Raw genomic sequence first — 22,033 nt, 5'->3', positions numbered from 1 at the left:
GCGATCGGCAGGGCCTGGACGTGCGCAAGGGTGTCAGGCCCTGGGGGGCTCCTTCTCGAACAGCTGGCGCATGACTTCCAGGTAGCGTCGCGCGCCCAGGCCCAACGGGCGCGACTTGATCCAGATGATGTCTACCCACAAGCGCAGGCGGCTGGCCATGTTGTCGAAGCGCACCTCGGCCAGTGCGCCCGAGGCAATCAGCGGTTCGACCAATGGCTGCGGCAGGTAGGCCCAGCCCAGCCCGGACTGCACCAGGTCCAGCGTGGCCAGGTAGCTGTCGGTCAGCCAGATGCGCCGGGACAGCACCATGCGTGGGTCCGATCCGGTGGCCTTGCCCGAAGCCACGATGATCTGCCGTTGTTCGGCAAAGGCCTCTTCAGGCAATGGCGTACCGCTGTTCTGCCCGGCCGGATGGCGCGGTGAGGCAACGGCCACCAGCAGTTGGCTGCCGGCTTCGAGGAAGGATTCGCGCTCATCGATGCCGGGCCGTTCGAACACCAATGCCAATTGCACACTGCCGTCATGCAGCAGGCGAATGGCCTCGGTCTGGGTGGCCGAACGTACCTCGACTTCCAGGCTGGGAAATGCCTGGGCGAGGATTTCCAACGGCTGGCTCCAGCGGCCGGTCTGCAACTCGGGCGCCATGGCGATGGTCAGGCGCTTTTCCAGGCCTTTGTGCAATTGCAGGGCCTGGGCATCCAGCAGGTTGAGTTGGCAGATGACCTGCCTGGCCTGAGGTTCCAGCGCCAGGGCGGCGTTGGTGGGCAAGGCTTTGCGCGTGGCCCGGTCGAACAGGGGCAGGTCCAGTTCCGCTTCCAGTTGGGCGATTGCCATGCTCACGGCTGAAGGCACACGGCCCAGCTTGCGGGCGGCGGCGGAGAACGAGCCGGCATCGAGCACCGCGAGGAAAATCGCCAGGGAGTCGCTGGTAAAGGCCATTGTCGAAAACCTGCTGACGGGAGCGTTGTGGCCGAAAAGTATGAACACTCATCGGCCAGCTTCACAATCCCTACAGCCCTTCACCCAGTACCTGATCAATACAATCGACAAAGTAGTCCACGCTCGCCCGGCTGGTGCACATCGGTGGCTTGATCTTGAGGATGTTCAGGTAGTCGCCGGTCGGCTGCATGAAGATGCCCAGGTCACGCAGGCGATCGCACAGCATCATGGTTTCTTCGGTGGCCGGCTCCAGGGTGGTGCGGTCGCGCACCAGTTCCAGCCCCAGGTAGAAGCCCGAACCATGTGCCGCTCCGGCCAGCGGGTGCTTGTCGACCAGCGCCTGCAGGCGTGCCTTGAAGTAGCGCCCGGTGTCACGGGCGTTGTCCCACAGGCCTTCCTCCTGCATGACATCCAGCACCGCCATGCCGATGCGGCAACTGACCGGGCTGCCACCGGCCGAGGAGAAGAAGTAGCCCTCGGCCTCCAGCGCCTCGGCGATTTCGCGACGGGTGATGACCACGCCCAGTGGCTGGCCGTTACCCATGCCCTTGGCCATGGTAATGATGTCCGGCACCACGCCCTGTTCCTCGAAGCCCCAGAAGTACTCGCCCAGGCGGCCATAGCCCACCTGCACTTCGTCGGCGATGCACACCCCGCCGCGGGCGCGGACTTTGGCATAGGCTGCACGCAGGTAGCCTGCGGGCAGTGAGATACCGCCGGCATTGCCGTACACCGGTTCGCAGATGATGCCCGCCAGCTGACGGCCACGGGCGTCGAGGTCAGCCAGCTTGGCGTCGACGTCTTGCAGGTAGTCGGCGGCGCTGTCGGCCCCGCGGAAGCGGCCGCGGAAGGTGTTCGGTGCTTCGACCGGGTGTACCCAGTCTGGGCGGGTTTCCAGGGCTTGCGGGTTGTCGGCGATCGACGTGGAGATGGCATCGGTGGCCACCGACCAGCCGTGGTAGGCCTCCAGCACACTGAGCAGATCGCGCCCGCCACTGTAGGCCCAGGCCAGACGAATCGCCAGGTCGTTGGCCTCGGTGCCGCTGTTGACCATGAACACCCGGTCGAAACCTTCGGGGGCCAGGTCCAGCAGGCGCTCGGAGAATTCGGTGATTGCTGCGTAATGGAAGCGCGAGTTGGTGTTCAGCAGCGACCACTGCCGCGCCGACTCGGCAACCATGCGTGGATGGCCATGGCCCAGCACCGCGACGTTGTTGAGCATGTCCAGATAGGAACGGCCCTGCATGTCGATCAGGTAGTTGCGCCAGCCACGTTCAATGTGCGGCGGTTGCGCGTAGTAGTGCTTCTGCGAGCGGGCGAAGCTGGCATCGCGGCGGGCCAGCAGCGCTTGCGGATCGGGTAGCGGCTCGGCATCGCAATCGAAGCCCAGCAGGGCGGCCGGTGACGGGCACAGGGCCAGCCAGGCGGCGGCTTGTGAAGGCGTGGCGAAGCGCGGCGGATGGATGCCATTGTCCAGGCACAACTGCACGCTGAGGAAGCCGCAGCTGCTGCCCAGGAACTGGCCCTTTTCCACGGCCTGGCCGTCTGCCGGTGCGTCTTCCAGGCCTTGCAGCCACAAAGCCCAATGCGGGGTGCGCAGGCAGCCCCGGCCGTCGCCGCGGTGCTGCCAGGTGCCGGCTGCCGGCGCTTGCACCGGGCTGCCGTTGGGCACATGCAGCTCGACGCCAAGGGCGCAGGTGGCGGGTTCGTCGGGGCGGTCGATATGGGTTTGCGACAGGCGATACTGCCCGTGCAGGCTGCAGGCCGGGGCAGGGTGCAGGGTTAATAGACGTTGGTCGAAGCCGGGTTGCTCCCAGTTGCCCGCTTCACAATGCTCGCTGAGCACGCCGAGGTCCACGCGCGTCACCGGTTGCCCCGCAAGTTCGGGCAGCAGCGGCGCGCAGCCGGTCAGGTCTGGCGTGGCGGGCTGCAGGCCGGCAGCTTGCAGGATGGCCGCTTGCATTAGCGCGAAAGGCACGGCGGTGGCGGTATCGAAGATTTCCCACTCATGGGCGACGTTGTCGCGGGTGTACTGGTTGCCCGGGTCCACGGCCAGTTGCTGCGCACTGCTCAGCACCAGCACTGCCGCGCGGTTCAGTACCAGAGGCCACAACGCACGCAGCTCGGCGTCGGTCAGCGGGTTGAGCGCCTGGTAGGCGCTGATCGCCGGCAGGATCCGCAGCGGGTCGCCTTCGGCGTGATGCAGCAGCGCCGCGCAGGTCACCGACAGGTCGGCGATGCGCCACGTGCGCAGCAGGTCGCCGAAGTCGATCACCCCTTGCAACTGCCACTGGCGCTCGCCATCACGGGCCCAGACGGTGTTGTCGTCGGTAATGTCCAGGTGCACGGCCTGGCTTGGCAGCCGATCAACCAGCGGTGCGAGGTGTTCGTCGGCGACGCGGGTGGCGTGTTCGATGCGGACGCGTTGCTCGGTGTTGTGCAGGACGGGCAGCAGATGCTGGATCAACGCCTGGGCGTGTTGCGGGTCCCACTGCAGGGTGCGCGCAAGGCCGGGGTGGTCGAAATCGGCCAGGGCGCTGTCGAGCCGCGCGCACAGCCTGCCCATTTCGGCCATCACCTGCGCTGGCATGTACTTGAGACGCGTCAACGGTTGACCGTCAATGTAGTCGAGCAGGCGTACCCGCAGCGGTTGGCCATCAACCTCCACGGCCAGCAAGTTTTCGCCGCTGTGCGCCGCACGTACTGCGGGCACCGACAGGCCGTGCTCACGCAGGTAGGCGAGGGCGGCATGCTGCGCCTCCAGCTCCACCTTGGCGTAGCTGTCATGACAGGCCTTGAGCACGAACTGCCCTCCAGCCGTGTCGACCCGGAAGTTCAGGTCCTGCTGACTGCCCAATGCCGACAACCCACCGGCAAGGCCGTAGTGCATCTGCAGCAAGGCATGCGCCTGGGCTTCGCTGAGCGTGGGGCCTGGCAGGCCGGCGCGCTGGATGAGCTGCTCGAGGGCAGGGGAGACGTTTTTTTGTTGTTGACTGGGCATGGGCTCTACCGTTGGAGCAGGGGTGACAGCAGCGACTGTATGCCCGATCTGGCTGATGATGAAAGACGATCGTGATCAGAAATCCTGATAAATGGCAGCCCTTTGCCACGTACCTGGGTTGATGTTTGTTTTTAGTAAGCATTACCATTTACATTTAGTTTCACTTCCTCAGCGCTGTCAGGAATTTACCAATGCCTTCCCGTATTCCCTCACGCCCCGCATTACTGGCGATCTGCTGTTCCGTAACTCTGATGGCGCAGGCTGCCGAGCCGATCCAGCTGGAGGCGACCGATGTCAGCGCCGATGCCTTGAAAGCGCGGCCCGACGCGTTACCGGACGAGTTTGCCGGAGGCCAGGTTGCCCGTGGCGGGCGAATGGGCGTGCTGGGTAACCAGGACTACATGGATGTGCCGTTTACCATGACCAGTTATACCGCCAAGGTGATCGAGGACCAGCAGGCGGAGGATATCGGTGACGTCTTGGCCAACGATCCTTCGGTGCGTGAATCATTCGGCTTCGGCAACCAGTCCAAGGTGTTCGTGATCCGTGGTTTGCCGTTGGCGGGCGACGATATTTCATTCAATGGCCTGTACGGCATCTTGCCGCGACAGATCATGTCCACCGACGGCGTCGAGCGGGTCGAAGTGTTCAAGGGGCCCAATGCCTTCCTCAATGGCGTAAGCCCGACTGGCACCGGCCTGGGCGGCAACGTCAACCTGCAGCCCAAGCGCGCCGGCGATGAGCCGACCCGCCGCTATACCCAGGACATCAGCTCTGATGGCCGCATTGGCGAGCACCTGGATATCGGCCAGCGCTTCGGTGAGGACAACCGCTTCGGCGCTCGCCTGAATCTCAGCCAGCGTGAAGGTGAAACCGCCGTCGACGACCAGGACCAGCGCACCAAGCTGTTCACCGCTGGCCTGGACTACCGCGGCGACAACTTCCGCGTGTCGGCTGATATCGGCTACCAGAAACAGCGCATCAACCACCTGCGCAATTCGGTGCGCCTGGGCAGCACCGCGACCAAGGCGCCGACCGCACCGGATGCCAGTCACAACTATGGCCAGAACTGGAGTTACAGTGAGTCGGAAGATACCTTCGGCATGGTGCGTGGCGACTGGGACCTGAGCGACAACTGGACCGCCTACCTCGCCGGCGGCGCCCGTCACACGCGCGAGCAGGGTACCTACGGCACGCCGGTACTGGTCGGCAACAGCGGCGCAGCGACGATGACCGCTTCGGACATCGTGCACGGCGAAGACAACACCAGCTTCAGTACCGGCCTGAATGGGCGGCTGCAGACCGGGCCGATCAGCCACCAGATCGCCGTGGGAGCCAATACCATGTGGACCCAGGCGGAAAACGCCTACATCTTCTATTCGCCAATCAACACCAACATTTACGACACCGTGCAGCAGGCCAAGCCGGGCACGGTCACCAGCACGGGTGGCGACATGGGTGACCCTGGTGTCACCGGCAAGACTCGCGCGCGGAGCATCGCCATTTCCGACACCATTGGCGTCTTCGATGACCGCCTGCTGCTGACTTACGGCTTGCGACGGCAGCAACTGCGGGTGGAAAGCTACACCTACGATGGCACTGTCTCCCAAGGGCAGCCCAACCTGGCGAATGACGGCAGCCGCAAAGGCGACCCGTACGAGGAGTCGATCACCACACCGGTCTATGGCATCGTTTTCAAGGCTACCGACAGCATTTCCTTGTATGCCAACCGCATCGAAGGCCTGGCGCAGGGGCCGACGGCGCCAGCCAATGTGTCGAACGCCAGCGAGATGTTCCCGCCAGGCCGCACCAAGCAGCTTGAGGCTGGTATCAAGTTCGACCGACAGACCTTTGGTGCGAACCTGGCCGTGTTCCGTATCGAGAAGCCTTCGGACGGCTACACCTTGAACAACGTCTTCGTTCGCGACGGCGAGCAGGTCAACAAAGGCCTGGAGTTGAGTCTGTTCGGCGAGCCAGTCCAGGGCTTGCGCCTGATGGCCGGCGGCACGCGCATGACCTCGGAACAGAAAAATACCGCCAACGGCAGCAACGATGGCAACCATGCCATCGGCGTGCCGACGTTCCAGCTCAATGCCAGCGTCGACTGGGACGTGCCCGGCGTGCCGGGGCTGGCGCTGAATGCGAGGATGCTGCGCACCGGTGGCCAGTTCGTCGATGCGGCGAACAATGTCAGCCTGCCGACCTGGAACCGTTTCGATGCCGGTGCCCGTTACAAGTTGAAGGTAGCGGAGAAAGACCTGACCTTGCGGGTGAACGTGGAGAACTTGACCGACAAGAACTACTGGGCCTCGGCTAACGGCGGTTACCTGACCCAGGGTGACCCGCGACTGGTGAAGTTCTCCGGGACCATTGATTTCTGATAACCCCGGACGTACGCAATCTCATCATTCCAGGTGTCCTACGCCCGATTGCGTCAGGGCGGCAGGGCGCCTGCCTTGGGTTTTGCGGTGTTGCGTAGATCGAGCGCCGCCCGCGCGGCGCTCGATCTCAAACACGCCGCAAGAATCAAGGCGAACACACACCCTTTCCCTAAGAAGCCTCAACCTCCAAAAACGCCGCCTCCAGCAACTGCCGCGTATAGGGATGCTGCGGCGCATGGAAGATTGCCTGCGCGTCCCCTTGCTCTACCACATGCCCATGCTTGATCACCATCAATTGATGGCTCAACGCCTTGACCACTGCCAGGTCATGGCTGATGAACAAGTAGGTCAGATTGTACTTTTGCTGCAGATTACGCAGCAGCTCGACCACTTGCCGCTGCACGGTACGGTCCAGCGCCGAGGTGGGCTCATCCAGCAGAATCAGCGCCGGCTTCAGCACCAGCGCCCGGGCAATCGCTATGCGCTGGCGCTGGCCACCCGAAAACTCATGGGGGTAGCGATGGCGCGTGCGGGGGTCCAGGCCTACTTCCTCCAGGGCCGCGATGATCGCCGCTTCCTGTTCCTGCGCGGTGCCAATGCCGTGGATGCGCAGCCCTTCGCCGACGATATCCGCTACGCACATGCGCGGGCTAAGGCTGCCAAACGGGTCCTGGAACACCACCTGCATTTCCCGCCGCAGGGGGCGCACGGCTTTCTGGTTCAGCCCTTCGAGGTTCTGCCCATGAAAGCGAATGCCGCCTTGGCTGGAAATCAGCCGCAAGATCGCCAGGCCCAATGTGGACTTGCCCGACCCGGATTCGCCCACAATGCCCAGCGTCTGGCCCTGGGGCAAGCTGAAGTTGACCCCGTCCACCGCCTTCACATGGTCGACCGTGCGCTGCAGAAAGCCCTTCTTGATCGGGAACCACACCTTGAGGTCATCCACCTCCAGCAACGGCGCGCCCACCGGATTGTGCGCCGGCAGCCCGCTAGGTTCGGCATTGATCAGCATCTGGGTGTAGTGGTGCTGTGGCGAGCTGAACAGCGTGGCGCATTCGGCTTGCTCGACAATTTGCCCGCGCTGCATCACGCACACGCGGTGGGCGATGCGGCGCACCAGGTTCAGGTCATGGCTGATCAGCAGCAGGGCCATGCCCATACGCGCCTGCAATTCCTTGAGCAGCTCGAGGATCTTCAGCTGCACGGTCACATCCAGCGCCGTGGTCGGCTCGTCGGCAATCAGCAGCTCGGGCTCGTTGGCCAGCGCCATGGCGATCATTACCCGCTGGCGCTGGCCGCCCGACAATTCGTGGGGCAGGGCCTTGAGGCGCTTGCGCGGCTCTGGAATGCCGACCATATCCAGCAACTCCAGGGTGCGCGCAGTCGCTTCCTTGCCCGTCAGGCCCTTGTGCAGCAGGAGGATTTCGTTGATCTGCTTCTCGATGCAATGCAGCGGGTTGAGCGAGGTCATCGGCTCCTGGAAGATCATCGCAATGCGGTTGCCGCGAATGCGCTGCAGGGTCTTCTCGCTCTGCTGCAGCAGGTCCTTGCCTTCGTAGCGAATGCTGCCGCCGGGGTGCCTGGCCAGGGGATAGGGCAGCAGGCGCAGGATCGAGTGCGCGGTGACCGATTTGCCCGAGCCACTTTCGCCCACCAGGGCCAGTGTCTCGCCTTTGCGAATATCGAAGCTGACGCCGTCCACCACCCGGTTGACCTGGTCCCCGGTCACGAACTCCACGGCCAGGTCCCGCACTTCGATCAGGTTCTGTTCACTCATGTCACTTCCTCGGGTCGAAGGCGTCGCGGGCGGATTCGCCGATGAACACCAGCAGGCTCAGCATCAGCGCCAGCACGGCAAAGGCGCTGATGCCCAGCCATGGCGCTTGCAGGTTGGACTTGCCCTGCGCCACCAGTTCGCCCAGCGAGGGCGAACCGGCGGGCAGGCCGAAGCCGAGGAAGTCCAGGGCGGTGAGGGTGCCGATGGCGCCGGTGAGAATGAATGGCATGAAGGTCATGGTCGAGATCATGGCGTTGGGCAGGATGTGCCGGTACATGATCGCGCCGTTGCGCATGCCCAGGGCGCGCGCGGCGCGCACGTATTCCAGGTTGCGCCCGCGCAGGAACTCGGCGCGTACCACGTCCACCAGGCTCATCCACGAGAACAGCAGCATGATGCCCAGCAGCCACCAGAAGTTGGGCTGCACGAAGCTGGCCAGGATGATCAGCAGGTACAACACAGGCAGGCCGGACCAGATTTCCAGAAAGCGTTGCCCGGCCAGGTCGACCCAACCCCCGTAGAACCCCTGCAGGGCGCCTGCGATGACGCCAACAATGGAGCTGGCCACGGTCAAGGTGAGGGCAAACAGAACCGAGATGCGGAAGCCGTAGATCACCCGCGCCAGCACGTCGCGGCCCTGGTCGTCGGTGCCCAGCCAGTTGTCCGCCGAAGGTGGGGCGGGGGCGGGGACGCGCAGGTCATAGTTGATGCTCTGGTAGCTGAACGGAATGGGCGCCCACAGCACGAAGCTGTCTTTCTTCGCCAGCAGTTCGCGGATGTAGGGGCTCTTGTAGTTGGCTTCCAGCGGGAATTCCCCGCCGAAGGTGGTTTCCGGGTAGCGCTTGAACGCCGGGAAGTACCATTGGCCGTCGTAACGTACGGCGATCGGTTTGTCGTTGGCGATCAGTTCGGCGCCCAGGCTCAGCCCGAACAGAATCAGGAACAGCCACAGCGACCACCAGCCACGGCGGTTGGCCTTGAAACGCTCGAAGCGCCGGCGGTTGAGGGGGGACAAGGCCATGTCAGTGCTCCCGGCTGGCAAAGTCGATGCGCGGATCGACCAAGGTGTAGGTCAGGTCGCCGATCAGTTTCACCACCAGCCCTAGCAGGGTGAAGATGAACAGGGTGCCGAAGACCACCGGGTAGTCGCGGTTGATGGCCGCTTCGAAACTCATCAGGCCCAGGCCGTCGAGGCTGAAGATCACCTCGATCAGCAAGGAGCCTGTGAAGAAGATGCCGATGAACGCCGAAGGGAAACCGGCGATCACCAGCAGCATGGCGTTGCGGAACACATGACCGTACAGCACCCGTGATCGGCTCAGGCCCTTGGCTTTGGCGGTGACCACGTATTGTTTGTTGATCTCGTCGAGGAAGCTGTTCTTGGTCAGCAGGGTCATGGTGGCGAAGTTGCCGATGACCAGCGCGGTGATTGGCAGCACCAGGTGCCAGAAGTAGTCCAGCACCTTGCCGGTGGTGCTCAGTTCGTCGAAGTTGTTGGAGGTGAGGCCGCGCAGGGGGAACCAGTCGAAGTAGCTGCCACCGGCGAACAGCACGATCAGCAGGATGGCGAACAGGAACGCCGGGATGGCGTAGCCGACGATGATCGCCGAACTGGTCCACACGTCGAAGTGGCTGCCGTGGCGCACGGCCTTGGCGATCCCCAGCGGGATCGACACCAGGTACATGATCAGCGTGCTCCACAGCCCCAGCGAGATCGAAACCGGCATCTTCTCGGCGATCAGGTCGATCACCTTGGCGTCGCGGAAGAAGCTGTCGCCGAAGTCCAGCCGGGCGTAGTTCTTGACCATGATCCACAGGCGCTCGGGCGGCGACTTGTCGAAGCCGTACATGCGCTCGATTTCAGCGATCAGGGCCGGGTCCAGGCCCTGGGCGCCGCGGTAGTTGGAGCCGGCCACGGAAACCTCGGCGCCGCCACCTGCAATGCGGCTGGTGGCGCCTTCGAAGCCTTCGAGTTTGGCGATCATTTGCTCGACCGGGCCACCGGGGGCGGCCTGGACGATGATGAAGTTGATGATGAGGATGCCGAACAGGGTCGGAATGATCAGCAGCAGGCGGCGCAGGATGTAGGCCAGCATCTTAATTGGCCTCGTCCGCAGGCGCTTCGCTGACCGCCGGGGTTACATCGGGCTTGATCCACCAGGTGTCGATGCCGATGTCGTACTTGGGCGACACGTTCGGGTGGCCGATGTGGTTCCAGTAGGCCACACGCCAGGTCTTGATGTGCCAGTTGGGGATCACGTAGTAGCCCCACAGCAACACGCGGTCGAGGGCACGGCAGTGGTCGACCAGGCTCTGGCGCGAGTCGGCGTTGATCAGCTGGTCCACCAGTTGGTCGATGGCCGGGTCGCGCAGGCCGATGAAGTTGCGGCTGCCGGGGTTGTCGGCGGCGGCGCTGGACCAGAACTCGCGCTGCTCGTTGCCTGGCGAGTTGGATTGCGGGTAGCCGCCCACGATCATGTCGTAGTCACGCGAGCGCAGGCGGGTGATGTACTGCGAAACGTCGACTCGGCGAATGTTCAGCTCGATACCGAGGTCGGCAAGGTTGCGCTTGAACGGCAGCAGAATGCGTTCGAACTCGGTCTGCGCCAGCAGGAACTCGATGCTTGCCGGCTTGCCTTGGGCGTCGACCATCTTGTCGTCGACGATTTTCCAGCCGGCTTCCTGCAACAGCTTGTAGGCCTGGCGCTGTTGCTCGCGGATCATGCCGCTGCCGTCACTGACCGGGTTGTGGAAGACCTCGGTAAATACTTGCTCGGGCACTTTGCCGCGCAGTGGTTCGAGGATTTTCAGCTCGTTGGGGCTGGGTAGGCCGCGGGCGGCCATTTCCGAGTTCTCGAAGTAGCTGCCGGTACGGGTGTAGGCGCCGTTGAACAGCTGCTTGTTGGTCCACTCGTAGTCCAGCAGCAGGCTCAGTGCCTGGCGCACGCGCACATCCTGGAACACCGGGCGGCGGATGTTGAAGATGAAGCCCTGCATGCCAGTGGGGTTGCCGTTGGGCAGCTCTTCCTTGATCAGGCGACCTTCGCGCACGGCGGGCACGTTGTAGGCGGTGGCCCAGTTCTTTGCACTGACTTCCAGGCCATAGTCGAATGCCCCGGCCTTGAGGGCCTCCAGGGCGACGGTGGTGTCGCGGTAGGCGTCGAAGGTCATGACATCGAAGTTGTAGAAGCCACGGTTGATGGGCAGGTCCTTGGCCCAGTAGTCCTTGACCCGCTCGTAGCGCACCGAGCGCCCGGCCTTGACCTCGGCGACCTTGTACGGGCCGCTGCCCAACGGGATTTCCAGGTTGCCGCGGTTGAACTCGCGGTTTTCGTACCAGTGCTTGGGCAGTACCGGCAGCTGGCCGAGAATCAATGGCAGCTCGCGGTTGTTCTTGTGCTTGAACTTGAACAGCACCTTGAGTGGATCTTCGGCGACCACTTCGGCGACGTCGGCGTAGTACTGGCGGTACAGCGGGGCGCCGTCCTTCATCAGGGCGTTGAAGGTGTACACCACGTCGTCGGCGCCCATCGGATGGCCGTCATGGAAGCGCGCTTCAGGGCGCAGGTAGAAGCGCACCCAGCTGTTGTCCGGGGCCTTTTCGATCTTGCCGGCCACCAGGCCGTATTCGGTGAACGGTTCATCCTGGCTCTGGCGCATCAGGGTGTCGTAGATAATGCCGATGTTCTCGGCCGCCACGCCTTTGTTGATGAACGGGTTGAGGCTGTCGAAGCCGCCGAAGCTGGACTGGCGGAAGGTGCCGCCCTTGGGCGCATCCGGGTTGACGTAGTCGAAGTGCTTGAAGTCGGCGGGGTACTTGGGTGGCTCGTCGTAAAGGGTGAGCGCGTGCTGCGGTGCGGCCAGCGCGGGAAGGCTCAGGCAGGCGAGCAACAGGCTGCCTGCCAGCCGGCGCAGACGGTGCGTTGGCGTCATTGGGCTTTCTCCGAAGTCTTGATCCACCAGCTGTTCAGCCCAAGGGTGTAGGGCGGCGTGGTGACGAAGGCGAACCGGTTGCGGTAGGCCAGGCGATGGTTGTCGAGGTACCAGTTGGGGATCATGTAGTAGTGCCATGAAAGCACGCGGTCCAGGGCGCGGGCAGCGGCGACCTGGTCATCGCGGGTGCGGGCGGCGAGCAGGGTGTCGAGCAGGTGGTCGACCACCGGGTCCTTGACCCCAGCATAGTTCTTGCTGCCCTTTGTCGCGGCCTGGCTGGAATGGAAATACAGCCACTGTTCGAGGCCGGGGCTGAGGGTCTGGTTCAGGGTCATCAGAATCATGTCGAAATCGAACTGGTCCAGGCGTTGTTTGTACTGGGCACGGTCCACGGTGCGCAAGCGCGCATCGATGCCGATGCTGGACAGGTTTTCGACATAAGGTTGCAGGATGCGTTCAAGGTTGGGGTTTACCAACAGCAGCTCCATGCGCAGCTGCTGGCCCTTGCTGTCGACCAGGCGCTGGCCGTTCAGCTTCCACCCGGCTTCAGCGAGCAGGCCCAAGGCCTGGCGCAGGGTCTGACGGCTAATGCCACGGCCATCGGTGTGGCTGACCTTGTACGGTTCGCTGAACAGCTTGGCCGGCAACTGGTCACGGAACGGCGCCAGCAGCAGCCACTCCTTGCCGGTGGGCAGGCCGCTGGCGGCGAACTCGCTGTTGGGGTAGTAGCTGGTCGAGCGGCGGTAGGCGCTGCTGAACAGCGCGCGGTTGGTCCACTCGAAGTCCAGCATCAGCCCCAGCGCCTGGCGTACCCGCGGGTCACTGAATGCGGCCCGGCGGCTGTTCATGAACAGGCCCTGTGTTTGCGTGGGAATGCTGTGCGGGATTTGTGCCTTGATCACTTCACCCCGGCGCACGGCAGGGAAGTTGTATCCGTTGGCCCAGTTTTTTGCCTGGTGCTCGATATAGATGTCGAACTCGCCGGCCTTGAAGGCTTCGAAGGCCACCGTCGCGTCGCGATAGAACTCGTATTCGACCCGATTGAAATTGTACTTGCCACGGTTGACCGCCAGGTCTTTGCCCCAGTAGTTCTTCACTCGCTCGAACACCAGGCGTCGTCCGGGTTGTACCTGGGTGATGCGGTAGGGGCCGCTGCCCAACGGGGGCTCGAAGGTGGTGGCCTTGAAGTCGCGCTTCTGCCAGTAGTGTTTGGGCAGCACCGGCATTTCGCCCAGACGCAGGATCAGCAGCGGGTTGCCGGCGCGTTTGAACACGAAGCGGATGCGTAGCGGGCCGAGGATGTCTACCCGCTGCACTTCCTGCAGGTTGGTGCGGTAGATCGGGTGGCCATCCTTGAGCAGCGTGCGGTACGAGAAGGCCACGTCAGCCGAGGTGATGGGCTGGCCGTCATGCCAGCGGGCTTCGGGGCGCAGGTTGAACACCACCCAGCTGCGGTCCTCGCTGTACTCCACCGAGCGGGCGATCAGGCCGTAGCTGGAGGTTGGCTCGTCACCGGACGGGTCGTACTGGCCAGTGCCGACCATCAGTGGCTCGTTCAGCTCACTGATGCCGTACTGCTGGAAATTGGGCGTGGTAATCGGGCTCGACCCTTTGAAGGTGTAGGGGTTGAGCGTGTCGAAGGTACCAAAAGCCATGGCCCGCAACGTGCCGCCCTTGGGCGCTTGCGGGTTGACCCAGTCGAAGTGGGTGAAGGTGGCTGGGTACTTGAGCGTGCCGAACTGCGCGTATCCGTGGCTTTCGCTCACCATCGCGGCTGCGGGAAAGCTCAAGGCCAGGCTGAGTGACAGCAGGAGGGGACGTATCAAGTCGGCATCCGATCCAGAGGCGTTGGGCTTTGATCGAGTACAGTAACAGCTTGGTGGGGTTGGAAAAAGAGAGGCTTTGAAGGTGCGGGCCCCAAGCCGGGGGCAACAGGTGCCACGGTACCTGTGGGAGCGGCCTTGTGTCGCGAAAGGGCTGCGCAGCAGCCCCGGCAGTTTATGCTGAAAAGTTGAAACACTGGGGCCGCTCCGCGCCCCTATCGCGACACCAGGCCGCTCCCACAAGGCCGCGTGAGGGCCCTGGTTGCGGGATCAATGCCCGAGGTAGACGGTCAGAGTCTGGCCTGGCTTGAGGGCATGGCCACTGCGTGGGTTCCAGCGCTTGAGGTGCTTCATTTCCACATTGAAGCGCTTGGCCACCAGGTACAGGGAATCGCCCTTGCGGACCTTGTATTGCGTGGAGCGCTTCCCGGAGGCGGCAACCCGGTTGCCTGCGGCGCTCGGTGCACTGCCACCGCGCAGGGCCAGAACCTGGCCAGCACGCAGACTGTTGCCGGACAAACGGTTCCAGCGCTTGATGTCCTTGACCGACACACGGTTGACCTTGGCGATGGCGCTCAGGTTATCGCCACGCTTGACCCGGTAGCTGCGCGCCCCCACCGGTGCCTTGGCTTCGGCCACAGCCCGGGCAAACGCTGCTTTCGGCGGTTGCAGGCTGACCAGTTGCTCCGGGTTGAGGTTGGACAGGCTGGCACTGAGCAACTGCGCCTTGGCGGTGGGCACCAGCAGCTGTTTCGGGCCATCGACGGTCATGCGTTTCTTGAATGCCGGGTTGAGCTGGATCAGCTCGTCCTCGTCGATGTTGGCAAAGGCCGCGACCCGGGTAAGGTCCAGGCGGTCATTGATCGCCACCGCTTCGAAGTACGGTTCGTTGGCGATCGGGGTGAGATTGACACCATAGGCTTCTGGCGTGGACACCACCTGCGACAGTGCCAGCAACTTGGGTACGTAGTCGCGGGTTTCCTGTGGCAGCGGCAGGTTCCAGTAGTCGGTCGGCAGGCCGAGCCTTTCGTTGCGCTCGATGGCTCGGCTGACGGTGCCTTCGCCGGCATTGTAGGCCGCCAGGGCCAACAGCCAGTCGCCGTTGAACATGTCGTGCAGGCGGGTCAGGTAGTCCAGCGCGGCGTTGGTCGACGCGGTGACATCGCGGCGGCCGTCATAGAAGTTGGTCTGGCGCAGGTTGAAGTGGCGACCGGTAGCCGGCATGAACTGCCACATGCCGGCAGCGCTGGCGCGTGAGTAGGCCATGGGGTTGTAGGCACTTTCGATGGCTGGCAGCAGGGCCAGTTCCAGCGGCATGTCGCGTTCTTCAAGGCGCTCGACGATGTAGTGCAGGTAGAGGCTGCCACGTTCCCCGGCGCTTTCGATGAAGGTCGGGTTGCTGGCGAACCACAAGCGCTGCTGTTCGATGCGCGGGTTGACGTCGATGCTGTCCTGCAGGGCGAAGCCCTGGCGCATGCGCTCCCAGACATCCTGCGGCGCCTGCTCGGCCGGCTTGACCAGCAGCGGGGAAGGCTTGTGCTTGATCCGCGCCTGGTAGTTGTGCGCGCGAACGCTATCGGATTCGTCGAGCTGACGGGTGCTCTGGCAGCCCACCAAAGTGGCGGCCAGGGCCAGCGCACTGATTTGGGCCAGGCGCGTCAGGGCGACGGAATGAGAGGTTCTGCGGCTACGGGAAGACATCGGCTGATACAGGTATCCGGGCGAAAAAGTTCGGCGATTCTAGAAACCGCTCCGGGCCTGGTCAACCTTTGACCATCACTTGCGATATATCTTGCGGTTATCAGAAGGTGTCCTTCCAAGACCTCAAGGCAGCAAAAACAGCGACATGCGTGGTGTTTGAATGTCCCTTCCATTCGTCTGCTTTTTGTTTAACTAATGTTTCAGAGGTACGCAGAAAGGGGTTGGTCAGGCGCTCCAGGCCGATCGTTGATGGCAAACTGATGCGATTTTCGGCGCGCAAACGGCTAACGTCCTCGAACCGTTGTTGAACGTGCGGGTTGGTCGGTTCCACCGCCTTGGCGAAACGCAGGTTGCTGAGGGTGTACTCATGGGCGCAGTACACTGCTGTCTGCTCTGGCAGGGCCGCCAGGCGGGCGAGGGCCGGCTGCATCTGTTCGGGTGTACCTTCGAACATGCGCCCGCAACCGGCGGCGAACAGGGTATCGCCACTGAACAGGATGGGCGTTGCTGGCTGGTCGCTGAAGAAGGCGATATGCCCCAGGGTGTGGCCGGGTACCGCCAGCACCTGGAAAGTCACACCCAGCACGTCCACCCTGTCGCCTTCGTCCAGTGCCAGGTCGCGGCCGGGAATGCGTTCGTTGGCGGGGCCACAGACCCGTGCGCCGGTCAATTGCCTGAGCCGCTCCACACCACCGACATGGTCATTGTGGTGGTGGGTGACGAGGATGTCGCTCAGCACCCATTCGGGGTTGGCAGCCAGCCAGCGCTCCACCGGGCCGGCATCGCCCGGGTCGACCACCGCACAACGGCGTTTGGCAGTATCCTGTAACAACCAGATGTAGTTGTCGGAGAAAGCGGGGAGAGCATCGATCTGTATCATGGTGCGGATCCGATTCGCCTAGCGTGGCACATGAGGGCATCTTAGCCGCGATGGCGCGGTGGGAGAACCTTCGAGGGAGAGCGCAATGACCGACCAAGCTTTTGCACAGGCCGACCCGGACTGGGTCGAGCTGATCAGCCTGGCCCGTGAGTGGTTCAACGGCCCACTTGGGCAACTGATGCTCAAGGAGGAGGACAAACTGCTGGAAGAAGAGCTCGGGCGCTTCTTTGGCGGCTATCTCGTGCATTACGGGCCCTGCGCCGAGCCACCGCCCAGAGCCCCCCAGGTGCAGCGTAACGTGCGCCTTGGTGCGCCCTTGCCGGGTGTGGAGATTGTCTGCGAAGAACAGGCCTGGCCGTTGAGCGAGCACGCTGCCGACGTGGTGGTGCTGCAGCATGGCCTGGACTTCTGCCTGTCGCCCCATGGCCTGCTGCGCGAGGCCGCCAGTGCCGTCCGCCCGGGCGGGCACCTGCTGATCGTGGGGATCAACCCCTGGAGCAGCTGGGGCATGCGCCATTTCTTCAGTCACGGTGCTCTGCGCAAGGCGCGCTGCATCTCGCCGTCCCGGGTGGGCGACTGGCTCAACCTGCTGGGCTTCGCGCTGGAGAAACGCCGCTTCGGGTGCTATCGTCCGCCGCTTGCCTCACCTGCCTGGCAGCAACGCCTGGAGGGCTGGGAACGACTGGCCGGCGGCTGGCAGGGCTCCGGTGGCGGGGTGTACCTGCTGGTGGCGCGCAAGATGGTGGTAGGCCTGCGGCCTTTGCGGCCGGAACGCCGCGAGCCAATGGGCAAGCTGCTGCCGCTGCCACTGGCGAAAGTCAACCGCACCGCAGCCAACCCCGAAACTGACAAGCACTGAATTCAAGAGTGGTACATGAGCGATAGCGTCGAGATGTTTACGGATGGTGCCTGCAAGGGCAACCCTGGCCCGGGTGGCTGGGGCGTGCTGATGATCTACAAGGGCGTCGAGAAGGAACTGTGGGGCGGCGAACGTGAGACCACCAACAACCGCATGGAGCTGATGGCCGCGATCCAGGGCCTGATGTCGCTCAAACGTGAATGCGAGGTGGTGCTGACCACCGACTCGCAGTACGTGATGAAGGGCATCAACGAATGGATGGTCAACTGGAAGAAGCGCGGCTGGAAGACCGCCGCCAAGGAGCCGGTGAAGAACGCTGACTTGTGGCAGCAGCTCGATGAGCAGGTCAACCGCCACAAGGTGACCTGGAAGTGGGTACGCGGCCATATCGGCCACCCCGGCAACGAACGCGCCGACCAGCTGGCCAACCGTGGGGTCGATGAGGTGCGCGCCCAGCGTTGAGCTGGGGTACAATCGCGGCCTTTGTAACGGATGCAAGTTGGAGCGCCCGCGTGGAGCAGCAGCAAGATAAACGGTTCGTCATTCTCGATACCGAAACCACGGGTATGCCGGTTGGCGAAGGCCACCGGATCATCGAGATCGGCTGTGTCGAGGTCATCGGCCGGCGCCTGACCGGGCGGCACTTCCACGTCTACCTGCAGCCCGACCGCGAGAGTGACGAGGGCGCGATCAACGTTCACGGCATCACGGATGCCTTCCTGGTCGGCAAGCCCCGCTTTGGTGATGTCGCCGAGGAGTTCTTCCAGTTCATCCAGGGCGCCACGCTGGTCATCCACAACGCGGCGTTCGACGTTGGCTTCATCAACAACGAATTCGCCTTGCTGGGCCAGCAGGACCGTGCCGACATTTCGCAGCACTGCACCATTCTGGACACCCTGCTGCTGGCACGTTCGCGCCACCCGGGGCAGCGCAACAGCCTGGATGCGCTGTGCAAACGCTACGACATCGACAACTCGGGCCGTGAGTTGCACGGCGCACTGCTCGACTCGGAACTGCTGGCCGACGTTTACCTGGCAATGACCGGTGGCCAGACCAGCCTGTCGTTGGCTGGGAATGGGGCAGATGCCGAAGAGGACGGGCAGGGCGCTGGCGGCAGTGAGATCCGCCGGATTGTCGGGCGTGCGCCAGGGCGGGTGATCATGGCCAGCGCTGAAGAGCTGGAGGCGCATGCCGAGCGGTTGGCGGCCATTGCCAAGTCGGCGGGTGGGCCTTCGCTGTGGCAGGCCCTGACTGAGACACCAGCCGGCTGATCTTTCGCCCTGCAACATGAAGTGGAGATCGTTGTAGGAGCGGGTTTACCTGCCGAATACGGTGGCGGCTGCGGCGGTGAATGGCGGGGGCAGATTGGCCAGCAGGCCCGGCCCTTTCGCGGGTAAACCCGCTCCTACGACGGCCTGTGTCCAATCACCGACCGGTGCCCAGTAGGAGCGGGTTCACCCGCGAAAGGGCCAGTACAGGCAATACAAGGCTCAACTACCCTGAAATGGACGCCATGTCCTTCGGAGGTAGCCACCTGATGTACAAGGACCTCAAGTTCCCGATCCTCATCGTCCACCGCGCCATCAAGGCCGACAGTGTTGCTGGCGAGCGTGTGCGCGGCATCGCCGAGGAATTGCGCCAGGATGGCTTTGCCATTCTCGCCGCCGCTGACCACGCCGAAGCGCGCCTGGTCGCCGCCACCCACCACGGCCTGGCCTGCATGCTCATCGCGGCCGAAGGCGCTGGCGAGAACACCCATCTGCTGCAGAACATGGCCGAGCTGATTGGCCTGGCCCGTCTGCGTGCACCCAACCTGCCGATCTTCGCCCTGGGCGAGCAGGTGACCCTGGAAAATGCTCCCGCCGAAGCCATGAGCGAGCTCAACCAGTTGCGTGGCATCCTTTACCTGTTCGAAGACACCGTGCCGTTTCTCGCCCGCCAGGTGGCGCGTGCCGCACACACCTACCTCGACGGCCTGCTGCCGCCGTTCTTCAAGGCGCTGGTGCAGCACACCGCGCAGTCCAACTATTCCTGGCACACCCCAGGCCATGGTGGCGGTGTGGCCTATCATAAAAGCCCGGTAGGCCAAGCCTTTCACCAGTTCTTTGGGGAAAATACCCTGCGCTCGGACCTGTCCGTTTCCGTGCCGGAGCTGGGTTCGCTGCTCGACCACACAGGCCCGCTGGCTGAAGCCGAGGTCAGGGCGGCGCGCAACTTCGGCGCCGACCACACCTTCTTCGTCATCAATGGTACCTCCACGGCCAACAAGATCGTCTGGCACGCCATGGTCGGCCGTGACGACCTGGTGCTGGTGGACCGCAACTGCCACAAGTCGGTGGTGCACGCGATCATCATGACGGGTGCCATACCGCTGTACCTGTGCCCGGAGCGCAACGAACTGGGCATCATCGGCCCGATCCCGCTCAGCGAGTTCAGCCCCGAGGCGATCGCCGCGAAGATTCAGGCCAACCCCCTTGCCCGTGATCGTGGGCAGCGTATCAAGCTGGCGGTAGTGACCAACTCCACCTACGACGGGCTGTGTTACCACGCCGGGCTGATCAAGCAGGCCCTGGGTGCCAGTGTCGAGGTGCTGCACTTCGACGAGGCCTGGTTTGCCTATGCTGCGTTCCACGACTTTTTCACCGGGCGCTACGCCATGGGCACCGCCTGCGCGGCAGACAGCCCGCTGGTGTTCAGTACCCATTCCACCCACAAGCTGCTCGCGGCGTTCAGCCAGGCTTCGATGATTCATGTGCAGGACGGGGCCAGGCGGCAGCTGGACCGGGACCGTTTCAACGAAGCGTTCATGATGCACATCTCTACCTCGCCGCAGTACAGCATTCTCGCCTCGCTGGATGTGGCTTCGGCCATGATGGAAGGGCCGGCCGGGCGCTCGCTGCTGCAGGAGATGTTCGACGAGGCGTTGAGTTTTCGTCGTGCCCTGGCCAACCTGCGTGAGCACATTGCCGCAGAGGACTGGTGGTTCAGCATCTGGCAGCCGCCAAGTGCCGAGGGCATCCCCCGTCTGGCCGCGCAGGACTGGTTGTTGCAGCCGGGGGCGCAATGGCATGGTTTTGGTGAAGTGGCGGCCGACTATGTGCTGCTCGACCCGCTGAAAGTGACTTTGGTGATGCCGGGCCTGAGCGCTGATGGTGTGCTGGGCGTGCACGGCATCCCGGCGGCAGTCGTCAGCAAGTTTCTCTGGGAGCGCGGGCTGGTGGTGGAAAAAACCGGCCTGTACAGCTTCCTGGTGCTGTTTTCCATGGGCATCACCAAGGGCAAGTGGAGCACCTTGCTCACCGAACTGCTGGAGTTCAAGCGCCACTATGACGGCAACACCCTGCTCAGCAATTGCCTGCCGAGTGTGGGGGCTGCCGACGCCCTCCGCTACCAGGGCATAGGCCTGCGCGACCTGTGCGACCAGTTACATGACTGCTACCGCGCCAATGCCACGGCCAAGCAGCTGAAGCGGCTGTTCACCCGTTTGCCGGAGGTGGCCGTCAGCCCGGCCCAGGCCTATGACAAGATGGTGCGTGGCGAAGTGGAGGCGGTGCCGATCGAGGCACTACTGGGGCGTGTGGCGGCGGTGATGCTGGTGCCGTACCCGCCTGGCATCCCGTTGATCATGCCAGGTGAGCGGTTCACCGAGGCGACCCGCTCGATCCTGGACTACCTGGCATTCGCCCGAGCATTCAACCAGGGCTTTCCCGGGTTTGTCGCCGATGTGCACGGCCTGCAGCACGAAGGGGGCCGCTACACGGTGGATTGCATCACGGAATGCGCGTGATCTCGACGCCGGAGCGTGCCAGTTCGAAACGGTTATCACCCAGGTGGTTGACCTTGTCGCCGATGGCCAGGCGGTAGGTGGTGATGGGGGCGCCCAGCGTGCTGCCGTCGAGTTGCAGGGTGGATTCCTGAAACTCGTGCACGGGGTAGATGCGGCCTTCGGCGTCACGGGCGTGGAATTGGCCGACCATTACTGCTGCCATTTGGGTGGAAACCTCTGAATTACGTAGGAAATGTATGAAGGCATAGACCGTGAAACAGACGCGGAAGTTTTCGCCCTGCGGAAAAAAAACTTAGGCACTGGAGAACGGTCATCTATAACTACAACGTCTATTTAACCCGCAAAGGTTGGAATTGCCATGAGCCAGGTGTATTCGGTAGCAGTCGTCGTGGGCAGCTTGCGCAAGGCGTCCTACAACCGCAAGGTCGCCCGCGCACTTTCGGAGCTGGCGCCGTCCAGCCTTGCGCTGAAGATCGTCGAGATTGGCGACCTGCCGCTGTACAACGAAGATGTCGAAGCCGAGGCACCGCCGGAAACCTGGAAGCGTTTTCGCGATGAAATCCGCCGCAGTGATGCGGTGTTGTTCGTCACCCCGGAATACAACCGCTCGGTGCCAGGCTGCCTGAAAAATGCCATCGATGTGGGTTCGCGTCCTTACGGGCAAAGTGCCTGGAGCGGCAAGCCGACGGCGGTGGTGAGTGTGTCGCCGGGGGCGATTGGTGGCTTTGGCGCCAACCATGCGGTGCGCCAGTCGCTGGTGTTTCTCGACATGCCCTGCATGCAGATGCCCGAGGCTTACCTTGGCGGTGCGGCGAGCTTGTTCGAGGATTCGGGCAAGCTCAACGACAAGACGCGACCGTTCTTGCAGGCGTTTGTCGACAGGTTTGCTTCATGGGTGAAGTTGAACAGGGCGGTCTGAGCCCCTAATCCTGCTGTGCAACGCCCCTGTGTA

The 22,033-nt window shown here is 63.4% G+C and carries 16 protein-coding genes; 6 read left to right on the top strand and 10 right to left on the bottom strand.

Annotation, left to right across the window (positions count from 1 at the left end):
• Positions 1–33 precede the first annotated feature (33 nt).
• Together AC3WLP_RS02560 and AC3WLP_RS02555 are read right to left on the bottom strand one after the other, a co-directional pair.
• Positions 34–939, bottom strand: a complete 906-nt coding sequence (locus tag AC3WLP_RS02560; RefSeq protein ID WP_012051754.1) for a LysR family transcriptional regulator — start codon at positions 937–939, stop codon at positions 34–36.
• 70 nt (positions 940–1,009) lie between these two features.
• Positions 1,010–3,940 (bottom strand): aminotransferase, encoded by a 2,931-nt coding sequence (locus AC3WLP_RS02555; protein WP_088512524.1) that lies wholly within the window; start codon positions 3,938–3,940, stop codon positions 1,010–1,012.
• A 191-nt stretch (positions 3,941–4,131) separates the two neighbouring features.
• Between AC3WLP_RS02555 and AC3WLP_RS02550 the strand changes: the two genes are divergently transcribed.
• Complete coding sequence (locus tag AC3WLP_RS02550; protein WP_088512523.1) at positions 4,132–6,321, top strand: TonB-dependent receptor; 2,190 nt, start codon at positions 4,132–4,134, stop codon at positions 6,319–6,321.
• A 169-nt stretch (positions 6,322–6,490) separates the two neighbouring features.
• On the opposite strand, the gene AC3WLP_RS02545 is transcribed toward AC3WLP_RS02550, so the two are convergent.
• The 7 genes from AC3WLP_RS02545 to gloB form a co-directional block, all read right to left on the bottom strand.
• Complete coding sequence (locus AC3WLP_RS02545; protein ID WP_088512522.1) at positions 6,491–8,098, bottom strand: ABC transporter ATP-binding protein; 1,608 nt, start codon at positions 8,096–8,098, stop codon at positions 6,491–6,493.
• A 1-nt stretch (position 8,099) separates the two neighbouring features.
• Positions 8,100–9,119 carry an ABC transporter permease gene (locus AC3WLP_RS02540; RefSeq protein WP_010954919.1) on the bottom strand — a complete coding sequence of 340 codons (1,020 nt, stop codon included), beginning with the start codon at positions 9,117–9,119 and terminating at the stop codon, positions 8,100–8,102.
• Position 9,120: 1 nt separating this feature from the next.
• Positions 9,121–10,194 carry a microcin C ABC transporter permease YejB gene (locus tag AC3WLP_RS02535; RefSeq protein ID WP_003251466.1) on the bottom strand — a complete coding sequence of 358 codons (1,074 nt, stop codon included), beginning with the start codon at positions 10,192–10,194 and terminating at the stop codon, positions 9,121–9,123.
• Between the two features lies 1 nt (position 10,195).
• Entirely contained in the window at positions 10,196–12,031 is a 1,836-nt protein-coding gene (locus AC3WLP_RS02530; RefSeq protein WP_088512521.1) for an extracellular solute-binding protein, read from the bottom strand.
• Positions 12,028–13,857 carry an extracellular solute-binding protein gene (locus AC3WLP_RS02525; protein ID WP_041168382.1) on the bottom strand — a complete coding sequence of 610 codons (1,830 nt, stop codon included), beginning with the start codon at positions 13,855–13,857 and terminating at the stop codon, positions 12,028–12,030. The genes AC3WLP_RS02530 and AC3WLP_RS02525 overlap by 4 nt, the downstream gene beginning before the upstream one ends.
• A 267-nt stretch (positions 13,858–14,124) precedes the next feature.
• Positions 14,125–15,555 (bottom strand): lytic transglycosylase domain-containing protein, encoded by a 1,431-nt coding sequence (locus AC3WLP_RS02520; RefSeq protein WP_003251463.1) that lies wholly within the window; start codon positions 15,553–15,555, stop codon positions 14,125–14,127.
• A 100-nt stretch (positions 15,556–15,655) separates the two neighbouring features.
• Positions 15,656–16,435, bottom strand: coding sequence for a hydroxyacylglutathione hydrolase (gene gloB / locus AC3WLP_RS02515; protein WP_004576947.1), 780 nt, complete (start codon positions 16,433–16,435; stop codon positions 15,656–15,658).
• An 85-nt stretch (positions 16,436–16,520) separates the two neighbouring features.
• On the opposite strand from gloB, the gene AC3WLP_RS02510 reads away from it, so the two are divergent.
• From AC3WLP_RS02510 to AC3WLP_RS02495, 4 genes are all read left to right on the top strand, one after another.
• On the top strand, positions 16,521–17,294 hold the full coding sequence (locus AC3WLP_RS02510) for a class I SAM-dependent methyltransferase (RefSeq protein WP_003251461.1): 774 nt from the start codon (positions 16,521–16,523) through the stop codon (positions 17,292–17,294).
• Positions 17,295–17,309: 15 nt separating this feature from the next.
• Positions 17,310–17,756, top strand: a complete 447-nt coding sequence (rnhA, locus tag AC3WLP_RS02505; RefSeq protein ID WP_003251460.1) for a ribonuclease HI — start codon at positions 17,310–17,312, stop codon at positions 17,754–17,756.
• 50 nt (positions 17,757–17,806) lie between these two features.
• Positions 17,807–18,565: a DNA polymerase III subunit epsilon gene (gene dnaQ / locus AC3WLP_RS02500; protein ID WP_003251459.1), complete on the top strand. Its 759-nt coding sequence runs from the start codon at positions 17,807–17,809 to the stop codon at positions 18,563–18,565.
• Between the two features lie 266 nt (positions 18,566–18,831).
• Positions 18,832–21,081 (top strand): Orn/Lys/Arg family decarboxylase, encoded by a 2,250-nt coding sequence (locus tag AC3WLP_RS02495; protein ID WP_088512520.1) that lies wholly within the window; start codon positions 18,832–18,834, stop codon positions 21,079–21,081.
• On the opposite strand, the gene AC3WLP_RS02490 is transcribed toward AC3WLP_RS02495, so the two are convergent.
• Positions 21,065–21,283, bottom strand: a complete 219-nt coding sequence (locus AC3WLP_RS02490; protein WP_003251457.1) for a hypothetical protein — start codon at positions 21,281–21,283, stop codon at positions 21,065–21,067. The two genes, AC3WLP_RS02495 and AC3WLP_RS02490, sit on opposite strands and share 17 nt — an antisense overlap.
• Before the next feature lie 156 nt (positions 21,284–21,439).
• On the opposite strand from AC3WLP_RS02490, the gene chrR reads away from it, so the two are divergent.
• Positions 21,440–22,000, top strand: coding sequence for a class I chromate reductase ChrR (gene chrR / locus AC3WLP_RS02485; protein WP_012051762.1), 561 nt, complete (start codon positions 21,440–21,442; stop codon positions 21,998–22,000).
• Positions 22,001–22,033: the final 33 nt, after the last annotated feature.

The organism is Pseudomonas sp. FW305-E2 (assembly GCF_058782925.1).
Note: the sequence above shows the minus strand (reverse complement) of the source record. Positions and strands in the feature narration are given on the sequence as shown.

What these genes read in the sequence shown, in the direction of transcription:
- AC3WLP_RS02560 (WP_012051754.1), bottom strand. Translation starts at nt 939, where the DNA reads ATGGCCTTTACCAGCGACTCCCTGGCGATTTTCCTCGCGGTGCTCGAT.
- AC3WLP_RS02555 (WP_088512524.1), bottom strand. Translation starts at nt 3,940, where the DNA reads ATGCCCAGTCAACAACAAAAAAACGTCTCCCCTGCCCTCGAGCAGCTC.
- AC3WLP_RS02550 (WP_088512523.1), top strand. Translation starts at nt 4,132, where the DNA reads ATGCCTTCCCGTATTCCCTCACGCCCCGCATTACTGGCGATCTGCTGT.
- AC3WLP_RS02545 (WP_088512522.1), bottom strand. Translation starts at nt 8,098, where the DNA reads ATGAGTGAACAGAACCTGATCGAAGTGCGGGACCTGGCCGTGGAGTTC.
- AC3WLP_RS02540 (WP_010954919.1), bottom strand. Translation starts at nt 9,119, where the DNA reads ATGGCCTTGTCCCCCCTCAACCGCCGGCGCTTCGAGCGTTTCAAGGCC.
- AC3WLP_RS02535 (WP_003251466.1), bottom strand. Translation starts at nt 10,194, where the DNA reads ATGCTGGCCTACATCCTGCGCCGCCTGCTGCTGATCATTCCGACCCTG.
- AC3WLP_RS02530 (WP_088512521.1), bottom strand. Translation starts at nt 12,031, where the DNA reads ATGACGCCAACGCACCGTCTGCGCCGGCTGGCAGGCAGCCTGTTGCTC.
- AC3WLP_RS02520 (WP_003251463.1), bottom strand. Translation starts at nt 15,555, where the DNA reads ATGTCTTCCCGTAGCCGCAGAACCTCTCATTCCGTCGCCCTGACGCGC.
- gloB (WP_004576947.1), bottom strand. Translation starts at nt 16,435, where the DNA reads ATGATACAGATCGATGCTCTCCCCGCTTTCTCCGACAACTACATCTGG.
- AC3WLP_RS02510 (WP_003251461.1), top strand. Translation starts at nt 16,521, where the DNA reads ATGACCGACCAAGCTTTTGCACAGGCCGACCCGGACTGGGTCGAGCTG.
- rnhA (WP_003251460.1), top strand. Translation starts at nt 17,310, where the DNA reads ATGAGCGATAGCGTCGAGATGTTTACGGATGGTGCCTGCAAGGGCAAC.
- AC3WLP_RS02495 (WP_088512520.1), top strand. Translation starts at nt 18,832, where the DNA reads ATGTACAAGGACCTCAAGTTCCCGATCCTCATCGTCCACCGCGCCATC.
- AC3WLP_RS02490 (WP_003251457.1), bottom strand. Translation starts at nt 21,283, where the DNA reads ATGGCAGCAGTAATGGTCGGCCAATTCCACGCCCGTGACGCCGAAGGC.
- chrR (WP_012051762.1), top strand. Translation starts at nt 21,440, where the DNA reads ATGAGCCAGGTGTATTCGGTAGCAGTCGTCGTGGGCAGCTTGCGCAAG.